The 14,551-nt window shown below is 66.3% G+C and carries 12 protein-coding genes and 1 CRISPR repeat array (1 of these 13 cut by a window edge); of the genes, 10 read left to right on the plus strand and 2 right to left on the minus strand.

Annotated features, from left to right (window positions below; all coding sequences use genetic code 11):
• The first annotated feature begins 33 nt into the window (after positions 1–33).
• Both HKD39_RS06785 and HKD39_RS06790 read left to right on the plus strand, forming a co-directional pair.
• The gene (locus tag HKD39_RS06785) at positions 34–1,296 is read left to right on the plus strand and encodes a molybdopterin molybdotransferase MoeA (protein ID WP_343074626.1); all 1,263 of its coding nucleotides are present in this window, start codon (positions 34–36) and stop codon (positions 1,294–1,296) included.
• Positions 1,297–1,399: 103 nt separating this feature from the next.
• Positions 1,400–1,624, plus strand: a complete 225-nt coding sequence (locus HKD39_RS06790; protein WP_171199425.1) for a hypothetical protein — start codon at positions 1,400–1,402, stop codon at positions 1,622–1,624.
• Between the two features lie 66 nt (positions 1,625–1,690).
• On the opposite strand, the gene HKD39_RS06795 is transcribed toward HKD39_RS06790, so the two are convergent.
• Together HKD39_RS06795 and HKD39_RS06800 are read right to left on the minus strand one after the other, a co-directional pair.
• Positions 1,691–2,104: a PIN domain-containing protein gene (locus HKD39_RS06795; RefSeq protein WP_171199114.1), complete on the minus strand. Its 414-nt coding sequence runs from the start codon at positions 2,102–2,104 to the stop codon at positions 1,691–1,693.
• Positions 2,101–2,334: a hypothetical protein gene (locus tag HKD39_RS06800; RefSeq protein ID WP_171199115.1), complete on the minus strand. Its 234-nt coding sequence runs from the start codon at positions 2,332–2,334 to the stop codon at positions 2,101–2,103. The genes HKD39_RS06795 and HKD39_RS06800 overlap by 4 nt, the downstream gene beginning before the upstream one ends.
• Positions 2,335–2,413: 79 nt before the next feature.
• On the opposite strand from HKD39_RS06800, the gene cas3 reads away from it, so the two are divergent.
• Genes cas3 through cas2e form a run of 8 tightly spaced genes read left to right on the plus strand, consistent with a single transcriptional unit; the run spans position 2,414 to position 11,749 of the window.
• Positions 2,414–5,374: a CRISPR-associated helicase Cas3' gene (gene cas3, locus HKD39_RS06805; RefSeq protein WP_171199116.1), complete on the plus strand. Its 2,961-nt coding sequence runs from the start codon at positions 2,414–2,416 to the stop codon at positions 5,372–5,374.
• A complete protein-coding gene (gene casA, locus HKD39_RS06810) occupies positions 5,352–7,040 on the plus strand; it encodes a type I-E CRISPR-associated protein Cse1/CasA (protein WP_171199117.1) in 1,689 nt (562 codons plus the stop codon). The genes cas3 and casA overlap by 23 nt, the downstream gene beginning before the upstream one ends.
• Positions 7,040–7,762: a type I-E CRISPR-associated protein Cse2/CasB gene (gene casB / locus HKD39_RS06815; RefSeq protein WP_171199118.1), complete on the plus strand. Its 723-nt coding sequence runs from the start codon at positions 7,040–7,042 to the stop codon at positions 7,760–7,762. Before casA ends, casB begins: the two co-directional genes overlap by 1 nt.
• A 59-nt stretch (positions 7,763–7,821) precedes the next feature.
• Positions 7,822–9,000 carry a type I-E CRISPR-associated protein Cas7/Cse4/CasC gene (gene cas7e, locus HKD39_RS06820; protein WP_171199119.1) on the plus strand — a complete coding sequence of 393 codons (1,179 nt, stop codon included), beginning with the start codon at positions 7,822–7,824 and terminating at the stop codon, positions 8,998–9,000.
• An 8-nt stretch (positions 9,001–9,008) separates the two neighbouring features.
• Entirely contained in the window at positions 9,009–9,737 is a 729-nt protein-coding gene (gene cas5e, locus HKD39_RS06825) for a type I-E CRISPR-associated protein Cas5/CasD (RefSeq protein WP_343074643.1), read from the plus strand.
• A complete protein-coding gene (cas6e, locus tag HKD39_RS06830) occupies positions 9,718–10,371 on the plus strand; it encodes a type I-E CRISPR-associated protein Cas6/Cse3/CasE (protein WP_171199121.1) in 654 nt (217 codons plus the stop codon). The genes cas5e and cas6e overlap by 20 nt, the downstream gene beginning before the upstream one ends.
• Positions 10,368–11,351 carry a type I-E CRISPR-associated endonuclease Cas1e gene (cas1e, locus tag HKD39_RS06835; RefSeq protein ID WP_171199122.1) on the plus strand — a complete coding sequence of 328 codons (984 nt, stop codon included), beginning with the start codon at positions 10,368–10,370 and terminating at the stop codon, positions 11,349–11,351. The genes cas6e and cas1e overlap by 4 nt, the downstream gene beginning before the upstream one ends.
• Positions 11,348–11,749 carry a type I-E CRISPR-associated endoribonuclease Cas2e gene (gene cas2e / locus HKD39_RS06840; protein ID WP_171199123.1) on the plus strand — a complete coding sequence of 134 codons (402 nt, stop codon included), beginning with the start codon at positions 11,348–11,350 and terminating at the stop codon, positions 11,747–11,749. The genes cas1e and cas2e overlap by 4 nt, the downstream gene beginning before the upstream one ends.
• 52 nt (positions 11,750–11,801) lie before the next feature.
• A CRISPR array of direct repeats spans positions 11,802–14,551; the repeat unit is 28 nt; unit sequence GTGCTCCCCGCATTCGCGGGGCTGATCC; it runs 3,744 nt beyond the window's last position.

The raw sequence follows: 14,551 nt of genomic DNA on the forward strand, positions 1-14,551 counted from the left end.
GAGCGGCAACGTGAGTGGCGTTACGAGCGGCACGTGAGCGGCCAGCCGCTGGCGAGCGTTGCCGACCATGCCGCCCGGATCGCACAGCTGTTGCCGCGCACGGCCGTTGAGCGGCGGGCACTGTCCGAGGCTCGCGGCCTGGCACTGGCTCACGACGTGGTGGCGCGGGTGACGCTGCCGCCGTTCGACAACTCGTCGATGGACGGATTCGCCGTTGCCGCAGCCGATATCGGCGCCCTACCGGTCGAACTGGTTGTCTCCCAAGACATTCCCGCCGGCGTCGACCCGCAGCCGCTGCAGCCGGGCACCGCCGCACGGATCATGACGGGCGCGCCGGTGCCGCCCGGGGCCGACAGCATCGTGCCGGTGGAGCAGACCAGCGGCCGCGGTACCGACGGGTCCGTTGTTGGCACAACGGTGCGGTTGCACAGTGTTTCATCGGCGGGTCAGTTCATCCGGCGTCGCGGCTCGGACGTCACCGAGGGCGATGTGGTGCTGCCGGCCGGGACAGTGCTGACCGCCGCGCCGATCGGGCTGCTTGCCGCCATCGGCGTGGCCGACGTGCAGGTGCACCGGCCGCTGTCGGTGCTGGTGCTGTCCACCGGATCGGAGCTGGTGGCACCGGGAGAACCGTTGCGGCCAGGGCAGATCTACGAGTCGAACGGGCCGATGCTGGCTGCGGCGCTGGCCGAGACCGGGGCGGTTGCCACGCTGGCGCACTTCGTCGCCGACGACGTGCCGGCGTTTCTCGACGCCCTGGGCACAGCGGTCGCCGGGGCAGCGAATCCCATCGACCTGATCGTCACCTCCGGCGGGGTGTCCGCCGGCGCCTTCGAGGTGGTGAAGCAGGCCTTGGCCGACCGCGGGGTGAGCTTCACCCGGGTGGCCATGCAGCCGGGGATGCCGCAGGGCAGTGGCCGCATCACGCTGGACACCCCGGACGACAGCTCGCGGGAGATTCCAGTGGTGACGCTGCCGGGGAATCCGGTCAGCTCGTTCGTCTCCTTCGAGGTGTTTCTGCGCCCGGCTATCCGTGCCGCGCAAGGGTTTTCCGCTGCGGCGCAACACCGACCGAAGGCCGCGCTACCGTTGGCCGAGCCGCTGACGTCGGTGCCGGGCAAGGCCCAGTTCCGCCGTGCCACCCGCGCCGCCGGCACCGTCCGAGCGCACGGCGGCGCGTCCTCCCACCTGCTCGCGGCGCTGGCACACAGCGACAGCCTCATCGAGATTCCCGCCGACGTCACCGATCTGCCGGCCGGCGCCGAGGTGACCGTCTGGGACCTTTCCGGAACCTGATCGGCCGATCATGCCTGCAGCCAAGGCATTGTGCGACTGACGCCTGCCCAGCATGATGAAGCTGCACCAGCTCTCCTTCCCCGCGATACCACCGGAGGTCACCATGGCCGTGCAGGTCAATCTCGCCAAAGGACTCGACAAGGCTTACGAGAACAAGGATCTGGGGGACATCCTGGACGCCCGGCCGTCCGCGCTCGCCGGACTGACCGAGAAGCACGACGCGCTGCTCAAGGAGGCCCTCAACATCAAGACCGTTCGCGAGCTCGGCGCCAACAAGTACTTCGCGCTCGCTGGCGTTCTGGTCGCCCTTGAGGGCAAGGAAGGCTGAGCGAGAGGCCAAGCAGCGCTGGCCTTTGGAAATCGAGCCGACTTGAGCAAGCGTATGACCGCCGGTTCAGACCGGCTCGATCTTGATACTGGGCAAACCATCAGCGAGGTCGCGCAGATCGTCCGGATCGGCGGTGGCGATCACGGCGCTGCTGGAGCGGAGCGCCACCGCGACCACAGTGGCATCGACGTGGTCGCGCGAGCCACGCCCGGCCTTGGCGAGCAGGTGGCCGATGCGCCGCGCCAACGAGCGATCCGTGTCGGCGACCGCGATGCCGGTGTAGGCGCCGAGGCAGGAATCCACGGACTGGTCGTGGCTGCCGCCCCGATACAGCTCCGCGAGGACGGCGGCTGGGACCACAACGGGTCTGTCGGATTCCACTGCCGCTCGCAATGCCGCGAGCACGGCGCCGGGGTTCCGCCCACCCCTCGCCCGCGCGAGCACGGACATGGCCTCTGAGTCGAGCACCAGCGTCGTCACGGCGAGTCGGTGAGCGCGCGACGGAACCGCTCGACGTCGGTCGGATCGGGCTCGCCGAACTCCTCGGCCAGCGCATCCACGTAACGGCGCAGAGCCGCGCGGCGCTGACGACGGTCGAGCTCCTCCCGCAGGATCCCGTTGACCGTCGCCGACAGCGCCGCAGCGTCCTGCCCGAACGCATCGACCACCTCCGGGTCAAGCGTCAGAGTCTTGCGCACCTTGCCGCTCATACTTTGATCATACTCCAGAGTCACTACTCGAGTCGCGAGATAGCGGCGCTCAAGGCAAACTGGCGACGAGGGGGGTCGAATGAGACATACGCCACATCCCGCATCGCCGTTTCAGCACGCGTGGGCGAAGGCCCCTTACTCCGATGATTCGATCGAGGGCGACCTCGAGGGTCCGCAATGGCTGCCACTGCACGTGCACCTCACCGACACGGCGGAGATCGCCGGTCGACTATGTAGGGAGTGGTTAGGTCCTGGACCACTCGACGTGATCGCCCAGGATGTCGGCGGCCCGACCGAAGCCGGGGAGATCGTCCGACTCGCGGCGGCCGTGCACGATCTTGGGAAGCTGACGCCCGCCTTTGCCGCCCAGGTGGACGATCTGCGGAACCACATGCACGCCAACGGGTTTCCATTCAACGGGATCACTGCTGCGCACAGTAGAGAGCTTCCGCACGGCCTCGCGGGGCACGTCTTGATTCACCGATTCCTCGTCGAGGCGGGGGCGAACGACGAGATCGCTACCGCGTTCGCCGTCATCATCGGAGGGCACCACGGGGTGCCTCCGACCAGCGCTCAACTCCTACAGGCCCACCACCGGCCGGATCTGTTCGGCCCGAAGGAGTGGGCCGACGCGCGGCACCAACTCCTGGACTACCTCCTGACCACCGCGAATCTGCGCGACGCGCTCCGCGTCGCGACCACCAAAAAGCTGTCCGATGCTGCGCAGGTGCTGATCACCGGGTTGGTGATCATGGCCGACTGGATCGCATCCTCGGCCGATCACTTTCCGCTCGCACCCCGGTTCAACCCGGTCAAGACGTCCCCACACGAACGCGCCGAGGCTGCCTGGCAGAAGCTGGCGCTCCCTAGGCGCTGGCAGCCGGCGCCGGTGGAGAATCTCGATGCGACAGAACTGCTGCGGAGCAGGTTCACCGGACTTCAGCATGTCACCGCCAATCCGGTGCAGGAGCTTGCCGTCGAGGCCGCCAGGAACATGCCCGAGCCTGGTCTATTGATCGTCGAGGCCGTGATGGGTGTCGGCAAGACGGAGGCGTCGCTACTCGCCGCCGAGATACTGGCCGCCAAGTTCGGCATGTCCGGCATCTTTTATGGATTGCCCACCCGGGCGACGGCGGACGCCATGTTCGTGCGCATCACCCGCTGGCTCGAACAGGTTCCCGATCGGTCCGGGAGCTCGGTGAAGTCGCTCGTTCTCCGTCATGGTACCGCAGCGCTCAATCCCGACCTGGAAACCATTCCGCGGCAATGGGCCGACCACCCGCCTACCTTCGATGACGCGCAGTTCTCCGGCGTCGGGATCGACGAAAACGTCGACGATCTCAGCAGCCGCGCGATCCAGGCTGTGGTCCACTCCTGGACCAGCGCGCACAAGCGGGCGTCCCTGGCCGACTTCACCATCGCAACCGTCGATCACCAGCTGATGGCGGCGCTGGCCGCCCGACACTTCGTCCTGCGGCAGTTGGGGCTGTCTCGTCAGGTAGTGGTGCTGGACGAAGTACACGCCGCAGACACGTGGATGCGCACCTTCCTGCTGCGAGCTCTGGAATGGCTTGCCCGCCTTCGTGTTCCGGTCATCGCGTTGTCGGCGACATTGGCACCGGAGCTGCGTCGCGAGCTGGTGCAAGCGTACGAACGGGGTCGCCGAGCGGGGCTGCCACCGCCTGCCGTTCCCAAGGTGCAGCCGCGTCCCGCCGGTCGTCTCAAACACAGCAAGCCGCCGATCCATCAAGTCGACGACACTCCACTGCCGGAGCCGCTCGTCACCGACGACTATCCGCTCCTCACCACGTTGGCCGCCGGCCAGAGCGGGCACCGATCCGCCACGATTTCGACCAGCACGGTCGAGGTCAGGGTGGACTGGCTGCTCGACCCGGTCGAACACCTGCTCAACCTGCTGAAGAACGAACTTGCCGACGGTGGTTGTGCGCTGGTCGTGTGCAACACCGTAAAACGCGCGGTGGAGCGGTACCAAGCACTCACGGGAACGTCTGGGTGGACGGTGACGCTGGCGCACTCCCGGTTCATCGCTGCCGATCGAATGCGGAACGACGCCGAGCTGCGCGCGGACTTCGGTCCGCCGGACGCAGACGGTCCGGCACCGAACCCGGCCCGCGATCGTCGCGTCGTAGTCGCCACTCAGGTCGCCGAACAGTCACTGGATGTCGACTTCGACCTGCTGATTACGGACCTGGCGCCGATCGATCTGATCCTGCAGCGGATGGGGCGGCTGCATCGGCATCCGCGAGGCGACACTCGACCCACCCGACTGCGGACGCCACGGTGTCTCATCACTGGTTTCGACCCCGCCGCAGGGCCGATCGTGGATCCCGGCGGGAAACACGTGTACGGCGAACACCCCCTGCTGCGGGCGGCCTGTCTGTTAACCGAACATGTTGGTGGAAAGGCGATTCGGCTGCCCGGCGATGTCCCCACGTTGGTCCGCCGGGCCTACGCCGACGAACCACTCCGCCCCGACGAGTGGCAGCAGACGATGGACGATGCCGCGGTCCGGGACAACGAAGCCCGGCTGAAGGTTTCCCGCAACGCTGCCAGCGGCACCATCCAAAGTCCCGGCGCCACTAGGAGTCTGCTCAGCTGGCTACCCACTCCCGGTGCCAAGACCGAGATTGACGCCGCACGCCAGGTCCGGCAGGACGACGGCGGATTCGAGGTCCTGTTACTGGAACAGGCCGAGGACGGTCTGCGATTGCCGCACCATCTCGAGACGGGGGCGCCCATGCGTATTCCTACCGACTGCCGACCAGATCGCGTAGCGGCCAAGGAGATCGCCCGGTGCGCAGTGCGGGTTCCCGGCTGGGTCAGCGAGCGGCATCTGACCGAGGTGATCGCCGCCCTGAACGAGAACTACTACCCGGCCTGGCAGAAGGAGCCACTGCTCGCCGGCCAGTGGATCTTGCTCCTCGGCCCCGACGGCACTGCGCAGCTGGGCTCACTGCGCTTCTCCTACAGCCCCACCACCGGATTGGAGGTTTCAGATGGCCGCATCACAGAACGGTGACGACCCACCGGTCGCCCCGGACTTCAACCTCATTGATGAGCCATGGATCCCCGTCGTCACGCTCGACGGTGGTGCCGAAACCGTGTCCCTGGCTGACCTTTTCCGCCGCGCTCCGGAACTGCGCCGCATCGATGGTGAGATCGGCACCCAGTCGTTCGCGTTGCTGCGCTTGTGCCTGGCGATCCTGCAACGGGCTTTCGATCACTATCTCGACGAGGGATACGACCCAGTCCCCATGGTCGAAGATCTGCGGGAGCAGTGGACGGATGCGGCGGTACCGGACATCGTCGATTACCTGGCACAGCATCGCGATCGGTTCTTCCTATTCCATCCGACGGCGCCGTTCTTCCAGGTGGCGGGAATGACCACGGACAAGGGTGAGGTCTCGAGCCTCAACAAGATCGTCGCCGAGCGGCCGCCGTTCTTGGCCACCCGATCGCGACGCGGTCTGCGCAGCATCGATCCAGCCGACGCGGCCCGTTGGCTGGTCCATGTGCATGCCTTCGACGTCTCGGGGATCAAGACCGGAGTGGCGGGTCACCCACGGGCCAAGGGCGGCAAGGTATATCCGGAAGGTGTCGGCTGGGCCGGCCAACTTGGCGGCCTACATCTGGTCGGTGCGAACCTCAAAGACACGCTGCTGTTGAACGTCGCGGCCGCCGAGGTCGACGCCAACCGGCGGCGCCGGGATCTGCCGCCCTGGGAACGAGAAGTCGCCGTTGTCGGCGAAGAACAACACCTCGCCGAACGGCCCTTCGGCCCGGTGGATCTGTACACCTGGCAGGCGCGCAGGGTCCGACTGGTCGGCTCCCGTGACGCTGTCACGGGAGTGGTACTGACCTACGGCGACCGATTCGTGATCCAGGAACGCCAGGACCTCCTGGGCGTCGAGCCGATGACCGGCTGGCGATACTCGAAACCGCAGACGGCCAAGTACAAGCGAGACATCCGCATGCCACGAGAGCATCGCGCAGAGTCCCGCCTGTGGCAGGGCATGGGGCCGCTGGTCCGACCCGTCAATCTTCGGCCGGTCGAGGAAGGCCTGCCATCGCGGCTGATCGATCATGCCGCGAAGCTGGTCTTGGCGGGTTCACCTCTGCTACCGAACGGCCTCGTGCGTCTTCAGGCCGTTGGGGCCGTCTACGGCAGCCAGAGCTCGGTCCTGGACGACATCTACGAAGACGACCTCGATCTCCCTGCGGCGCTGCTCGACCCGCAGAACCCGGAACTGCGGCAGGCGGCCATCGACGCCGTGGATGCCGCACGGGCCGGTGCCAACGCGGCCCGCCAACTTGGCGAGAACTTGGCCAAGGCGTGCGGGGCGTCGCGGGAGTCTTTGGAGGGTCCTAAAGAACGTGCGCAAGAGAATGCATATTCGCGGCTCGACGGCCCGTACCGCGCGTGGCTGCGCACCACCTTGCCGGCTCTGGGGCCGATCGCCGCCCAGGCCCGCTGGCACGACGAAGCCTCCCGACTCCTCGACGAGCTGGGACGGGAGATGGTCGCCCAGGTGCCGCCCAACGCGTGGCGGGGCTACGACGCCAAAGGCAAACGTGACGACGTCGGCCGGGTGTTCGTCTGGTTCCGCAACGCGCTGGCGAAGGCATTTCCCCATCGCAGCAACACCGTTTCCGACGGTTCCGTCGACAAGAAGGAGGTCTCGTGATGTCCCAGGTGACTACCGACGAAGTGTCCGGATCGGTGCAGGCCGAGCCGGAGGTGCGGCGCACCTACCACGTGCGGCACCCGAGGTTGGTGGCAGCGGTCACGTCTCGCGCCACCGCGCTGCAGACCAGAACCGCTCCACCGAACCGAGTTCCGGGTGCGGTTGCCACGCTGGCCCGACTCCGGCACGCCGCCGGAAAGCCCGTCGGCGCGGTGGCCGACGTCTGGGAGGACACCGTCGGACTGGTTCCGCCCGAGTTGACTGGCCGCGGCGACGAGCCGAACACTTTCGAGCAGGCGGCGCACCACGCAATGACACTGTTCGCTCTGCATCGCCAGGGCGCGACAGCAATCGCCCATCGGAATGACGTTCCCTTCGGTCACGCTCTGATCCGGCTCGCTCGGGCGCGCAGTTCAGACGGCACCGAGGCCGAATCCGTACGGCGTCGGTTCGACGCTCTGCTGACCTCGACCACTCCAGACGAGGCTGCCCGGCACCTACGCGGCATCGTCACCCTGCTCAAGTCCGAGGACATCGCCCTCGACTACGGCCTGTTGGCCGGCGATCTTGTCGACCTCTGGACGCCCGGCCGCGCTGACGCCGTCCGGCTCCGCTGGGCCCGGGACTATCGGCGCGATCGCACAGCCGCCCCGGCAGGCTCCACTGCAAGTGACGCCAACGCGGCGGCGGACAACACCGGCGCGCCGAAAGCCGACGAGTAACGGACCTTCGAACAGCAATCAACCATCGTCCCAACGACTACCCCACCCAGGAGAACCAGATGACTACCTTCGTTGATGTCCATGTTCTGCAATCGGTCCCGCCGAGCTGCATCAATCGTGACGACACCGGCAGCCCGAAAACCGCTGTGTACGGCGGTGTCCGCCGAGCCCGAGTGTCCAGTCAGGCATGGAAACGCGCCACCCGCAAGGATTTCGAGAACACCTTGAACATCGCTGAACTCGGTGTCCGAACCCTGCGGGTGGTAGAACTCGTCACCGACAAGCTCAAGAACTCGCGAGTCGAATCGGACGATGCTCTCGCGCTCGCCCAAGCGGTGGTCGAAGCTACCGGCCTCAAGCTCAGCAAGAACTCGAAGCCCGGCAAGCCTGTCACCAACTACCTGGTGTTGGTCTCGCAGCAGCAGGCGTCGACCCTCGCCGACCTGGCAGCGTCGGCGCTGCAGGATGCCGGCGGTGACGTGAAGACTGCGGTGGAGTCTATAGGCAAGAACAAGAAGGGCGCGAAGGCGGCCCTCGATGGCACGAACTCCATCGATCTGGCTCTCTTCGGGCGTATGGTCGCCGACGATACCGACCTGAACGTCGACGCGGCATGTCAAGTCGCACATGCGATTTCCGTTCACGCGTCAGAAACCGAATTCGACTACTTCACCGCCGTGGACGACCTCAAGGGAGGTCAGAGCGACGATGATGAACCCGCCGACGCCGGCGCCGGCATGATCGGCACCGTCGAGTTCACCTCCTCAACCCTCTACCGTTACGCCACCATCAACGTCGATGAGTTGGTTGAGAGCCTTGGCGATCGCGACATGGCCGACCGAGCGATCAGCGCGTTCATCCGATCGTTCACCCGATCCATGCCGACTGGCAAAGCAAACACCTTCGCCAATCACACGCTCCCCGACGCCATCGTCGTCACCATTCGGGACGACCATCCGCTGTCGCTGGTCGGCGGGTTCGAGAGCCCAGTACTGGCAAAGGGCTCGGGCGGATTCATGGCACCTGCCGCCGAGGCGATGCGGGCCCAGGCCGAAGCTCTCGACAAGGCCTACGGCAGCAGCCTGTCCAACGGTGGGGAACGGCCGGTATGGACCATCGGCGTCGGCGCAGCAGCGTCCGCGCTCACCGGCTGGGGTACGCCGATGAGTTTCGCCGAGCTACCCGAAGCGGCGGCCGCGGCAGCCGTTGGGATGGTCGCCGAAGCGGCAGCGTCGTGAAGACGCTAGTGCTGAAACTGGCTGGTCCACTGCAGGCCTGGGGCACTGACTCACGGTTCGCCTACCGGCACACCGACCCGCATCCGTCGAAGAGCGGGGTTATCGGACTGCTGGCAGCGGCGCAAGGCCGCCGGAGGTCCGATTCGATCGAGGACCTGCTCGGCCTTCGGTTCGGGATCCGGCGGGATCAGCCGGGGAGAGTGATCCGAGACTTTCACACTGCTGCTCGGCCGGATCGATCGATGGTGCAGCCGCTGACCTATCGCTACTACCTCTCCGATGCCGTGTTCGCCGCAGCAGTGCAGGGAAATGACGATCTGGTGGAAGGGCTGGCAAAGGCGTTGCGGCAGCCCAGGTTTCCGTTGTATCTGGGACGACGATCGTGCCCACCAGCATCACCCCCGTTCGTTGCCGTGCTTACCCGGCCGGTCTCGGAGGTGCTGACATCAACGGCGAGGGAGTCTGGTGTCCCCTGGCTGGCATCGCCATGGTGGCAACGCAAACAGCCGGTCGATGTCCACCTCGACATCGTCCGCGATGCTGATCCGGGAGAACTCGAGCATGACCGGGTCCGCGACGTGCCGTTGTCCTTCGATCCTCACCACCGGCGGTTCGGCACCCGCAGTGTCGTCACCGACGTGTGTCGGCTGACCAACGACGTCAGTCGGCGCAGAGTCCGGACAAGTCACGACCCCTTCGACATGTGGGAGAAGGCCGATGCACCTGACGCAGATTGAGGTGAATCCACGGCGCCGCGGAACCCAACCGTTGTTGGCATCACCACATCGGTTGCACGGCGCGGTGAATGCATGCTTCCCTCCGAGTGGGCGGGAGGGCCGCATCCTCTGGCGGCTCGACGAGACCAACCGCGGACTGCTGCTCTACTTGTTGAGTACGACGACGCCGGACGCCAAGGGATTCGTCGAGCAGTACGGGTGGGATGTCGACGGTTCGTGGCAAACCCGCGACTATGCACCGGTTCTCGCCTCCGTCGTAGACAGGGCGGTTTTCTCGTTCCGGTTGCGCGCCAATCCGACACATAGTGTTCGGACCGCCAAGTCCGACGAGGACGCACCGACCAAGCGGATCGGGCACGTAACCGCCGATCAGCAGCGGCGGTGGCTGGTCAAGCGGGCGGAGGCTTGGGGGATCTCGATAGGCGACCCCGATCAACCGACCTTCGACGTCGTCGAGCGGAAAGTATGGCAGTTCAACAGGTCCGGAAAGCGGGTGACCATCTCCACCGCGACCTACGAGGGTCAGCTGACCGTTGCGAACGCGGGGGCCTTCAAAGATCGCCTGGTCAGCGGGTTCGGTCCGGCGAAGGCATATGGATGTGGTCTGCTGACCCTGGCGCCGGCCAGGCAATGAAGAAGATCCCCGGCGCGCGCCCACCCACACCCACCGAGTTAGTGCGGGCAAGTGACCGAATCTCGTTCCTATACGTGGAGCGGGGCATCGTCCATCGAGCGGACAGCGCCATCACCGTCACAGACTCCCGCGGCACGATCCACGTGCCGTCCGCCCAACTGGCCTGCATCCTGTTCGGTCCGGGATGCCGGGTAACGCATCACGCGATGATGCTTCTTGGGGACTCAGGGACGACTGCGGTTTGGGTAGGCGAGAACGGCGTCCGCTTCTATGCCGGTGGGCGAGGTTTGGCGCGCTCCACTCGTTTGCTCGAGGCGCAGGCGAAGCTGGTCACCAACGAGCGCAACAGACTCGGCGTCGCGCGTGCGATGTACGAGATGCGGTTCCCCGACGAGGATGTCAGCAGTTTGACCATGCAACAGCTGCGCGGCCGAGAAGGAGCACGGGTTCGAGCCATCTATCGGGCAGAATCCGAGCGGACGGGGGTGGCTTGGCACAGGAGGGACTACCGACCGGACGATTTCGACGCGTCCGACGAGGTCAACAAGGCGCTGTCGGCGGCGAACAGCGCGCTGTACGGCGTGGTCCACTCGATGGTGGTTGCCGTCGGATGCTCGCCCGGACTCGGTTTTGTGCACACCGGAGGCGATCGCGCCTTCGTCCATGACGTTGCGGATCTGTACAAGGCCGAGATCACCATCCCGGCGGCTTTCGACGCCGTCGCGGAAGGTGTCGAAGACGTACCAGCGTACACCCGGAGGGTGATGCGGGACCGCGTGTACGAGCAGCGCTTGTTGGAGCGCTGTATCCGCGACATCCGGCGATTGTTGTTGGGAGACGCAGAGTTCGGTGATATCGATGACGAGTGGCGCGACGTCCTGATGCTGTGGGACGGGGCTGCCCGAGTCGTCGCCGGAGGCGTCAACTACAGCGGCAGCGAGGTCGACTTCGACAATCTTCCGGACGAGGATCCGTTTTGATCGTCATCGTGTTGACCGCCGTGCCGCCTCGGCTACGAGGGGTGCTGACACGCTGGTTGTTGGAGATTGCTCCTGGGGTCTTCGTCGGACGCACCTCGGCCCGAGTGCGCGATCTGATGTGGGCCCGCATCGTCGATGACATCGGGCGCGGACGCGCGATCATGGTGCACTCGCAGCGGTCCGAGCAGCACCTCGACTTCCGCGTGCACGGCCACGACTGGATACCCACCGACTTCGACGGATTGCATCTGATGATGCGTCCCGACCGGAAAACGCCCCCGGAAGCCACCAAGTCAGTGGAAGCTACTGGGCCAAAGGCCTGGGCCAGCCGCCCTCCTCGGATGTGGAGCCATGCCGAGCGGCGCCTCCGACAGCGCCGCCGAGGAGGCACCGGCTGACCAACCGAACCTGGTAACGTCCTGACGTCTGTATCGTGCCTGGTCAAGAAGTGTGCTCCCCGCATTCGCGGGGCTGATCCCCGTAGAAACTGCGCAACAGTGCTTGCAACCGGGTGCTCCCCGCATTCGCGGGGCTGATCCCCAGAAGGCCGGCGCCGGCGCGCTGCTCTCTGAGTGCTCCCCGCATTCGCGGGGCTGATCCCGTGGTGGGCGGCCGGCGGAACCCTTGAACCTTGTGCTCCCCGCATTCGCGGGGCTGATCCGGATCAAGGCGTGGCTCACCGCAGGTAGATCAAGTGCTCCCCGCATTCGCGGGGCTGATCCCGAGTCCCGCGACCATTAGGCCGATGAGAGTGAGTGCTCCCCGCATTCGCGGGGCTGATCCCCCGAAGACCAACCGCCCGGACGTGCTGGGAGTGTGCTCCCCGCATTCGCGGGGCTGATCCTCACCATCTCGGCCAAGACCGAGGCGCAGGCCAGTGCTCCCCGCATTCGCGGGGCTGATCCGGAGGCGTCGGATTGCTGGCTGATCTGACCCTGGTGCTCCCCGCATTCGCGGGGCTGATCCCGGATCATCCGGGCAGGCGGTGACGCGTCGTGAGTGCTCCCCGCATTCGCGGGGCTGATCCGACCTGATCGGTCTGAGCGATCATCAGTGGGACGTGCTCCCCGCATTCGCGGGGCTGATCCCAGCTTCGAATCGTGCTCGTCGGCCAGCAGCAGGTGCTCCCCGCATTCGCGGGGCTGATCCCTGCACGTCACTGCCGGGGGGCAGTCGGCAGGTGTGCTCCCCGCATTCGCGGGGCTGATCCGTCCCAGCCGAGGGCGGCTGTCTCGTGCAGGTCGTGCTCCCCGCATTCGCGGGGCTGATCCCGTCAATGCATTCACACCGAGCGCTGACAGGAAGTGCTCCCCGCATTCGCGGGGCTGATCCGGTGTATCCAGTTGAGACGATTGGTGGTGTGGAGTGCTCCCCGCATTCGCGGGGCTGATCCCGCCGAGATACGGCGTTGCGCGATCGAGGTGGTGTGCTCCCCGCATTCGCGGGGCTGATCCCTCACGCCGAGTGCGGACTGTGCCGCAACTTGGGTGCTCCCCGCATTCGCGGGGCTGATCCGATCGCCACGATGATCAAGGCGTCGATGACCGAGTGCTCCCCGCATTCGCGGGGCTGATCCACAGGTCTGCGCGTTCCCGATGGGTACGAGTACGTGCTCCCCGCATTCGCGGGGCTGATCCCGTGCCGGTCCAAATGTTGTTCGTGCTCACTTCGTGCTCCCCGCATTCGCGGGGCTGATCCCTACGCATCGCACCTGCGGCACTGGATCATCCCGTGCTCCCCGCATTCGCGGGGCTGATCCACCGCGCTGTTGAACCTCGTCAAGGCGTACCCCGTGCTCCCCGCATTCGCGGGGCTGATCCCTTCCGGCTGCATCGAACTCAAGCCTGCGGCGCGTGCTCCCCGCATTCGCGGGGCTGATCCGGACGTGACCTGATATGAGCACGTACCCCCCAGGTGCTCCCCGCATTCGCGGGGCTGATCCGCACCGGCTGGCATCACGTCGTGCTGACACTCTGTGCTCCCCGCATTCGCGGGGCTGATCCGATGTTCTTCGCGGCATTCACGTCCCGGTCATGGTGCTCCCCGCATTCGCGGGGCTGATCCCCCATTTGGAGGCAACTCATGGCTGGAATCGCCGTGCTCCCCGCATTCGCGGGGCTGATCCGTTCTGCTTGGAGTACTGCCCGGTCATCTTCAGGTGCTCCCCGCATTCGCGGGGCTGATCCCCTGAATGTCAATCATCGGGCGCTCACTGGATTGTGCTCCCCGCATTCGCGGGGCTGATCCTGCATCTGAGCAAATGCTGTTTAGCGCCGACTTGTGCTCCCCGCATTCGCGGGGCTGATCCCCGGCTCGGGAAAACGGTGCTCGCGCGCGAGCTGTGCTCCCCGCATTCGCGGGGCTGATCCCGCGTTGATGGTCGCCCGGTCGGCTGGGAGCGCGTGCTCCCCGCATTCGCGGGGCTGATCCGTTGGACAGTCGAGTCTCCGCCGATGGACGTGGGTGCTCCCCGCATTCGCGGGGCTGATCCGTTGCCGCTGGCCGAGCACCTGCGGCTGATCAGGTGCTCCCCGCATTCGCGGGGCTGATCCCCATCACCTACCGCGGTGGCGAGTACAGCTACAGTGCTCCCCGCATTCGCGGGGCTGATCCGCCGGGGATGATCCCGCCGGAGTTCATGTACTCGTGCTCCCCGCATTCGCGGGGCTGATCCCCTGGGATGACACCGCCGGCGTTCATGTAGTCCGTGCTCCCCGCATTCGCGGGGCTGATCCACCTTGGCCGGCCAGGTAGCGCGCGTACAGCTCGTGCTCCCCGCATTCGCGGGGCTGATCCTGGCAGACGGCGGACTACGGGATCGGCCTGAAAGTGCTCCCCGCATTCGCGGGGCTGATCCGTCCGGAAAGTGCACGCTGTGGGAAGTCGATATGTGCTCCCCGCATTCGCGGGGCTGATCCGTCGACGCCGACGAGGCCGCGGGCGTGCTGCGCGTGCTCCCCGCATTCGCGGGGCTGATCCCTCGGCCAGCCCGTGCCCGCTGAGGATTCGACCGTGCTCCCCGCATTCGCGGGGCTGATCCCGCGATGCCGACCGTGCTGCCGACAGTAGATACGTGCTCCCCGCATTCGCGGGGCTGATCCCCTGACTGGGCCGAACGCCTCGGCGATGGCCACGTGCTCCCCGCATTCGCGGGGCTGATCCGGGTTTCGTCGCCACCCGAAGTGTCGCTGCTGGGTGCT

Source organism: Nakamurella aerolata (assembly GCF_013002705.1).
Taxonomy (GTDB): Bacteria; Actinomycetota; Actinomycetes; order Mycobacteriales; family Nakamurellaceae; genus Nakamurella; species Nakamurella aerolata.